The following is a 557-nucleotide window of genomic DNA, read 5'->3' on the forward strand; positions in this document are numbered from 1 at the left end:
GCGATCTCGGGTCAGATCATGGAGCTGCATCATTCGAAGCATCACGCGGCGTACGTGAAGGGTGCGAACACGGCGCTGGAGCAGCTGGCCGAGGCGCGTGCGGCGGGCTCGTTCGGGACGATCAACCAGCTGTCGAAGGACCTGGCGTTCCACCTGGGCGGTCACACGAACCACTCGATCTTCTGGAAGAACCTCTCGCCGGAGGGCGGGGACAAGCCGACCGGTGAGCTGGCGGCGGCGATCGATGAGTTCTTCGGGTCGTTCGATGCGTTCCGTGCGCACTTCTCGGCGGCGGCGCTGGGGATCCAGGGCTCGGGCTGGGCCGTGCTGGCGTATGAGCCGCTGGGCGGGAAGCTCGTGGTCGAGCAGTTCTACGATCAGCAGAACGGTGTGCCGGTCGCGACGGTGCCGCTGTTCCAGCTGGATATGTGGGAGCACGCGTTCTACCTGGACTACAAGAACGTGAAGGCTGATTACGTGAAGGCGATCTGGGACATCGTGAACTGGGCGGATGTCCAGGCGCGGTTCGAGAACGCGCGGTCCAACGCCGCGGGTCT

General features: G+C 64.8%; 1 protein-coding gene. It reads left to right on the forward strand.

The features are described 5' to 3' along the window. Positions 1–3: 3 nt before the first annotated feature. The coding region (locus ACXET9_RS16080) for a superoxide dismutase (RefSeq protein WP_457887690.1) at positions 4–557 on the forward strand (554 nt) is incomplete at its 3' end.

The sequence above is a fragment of the Brachybacterium netajii (SeqCode) genome, assembly GCF_054114245.1.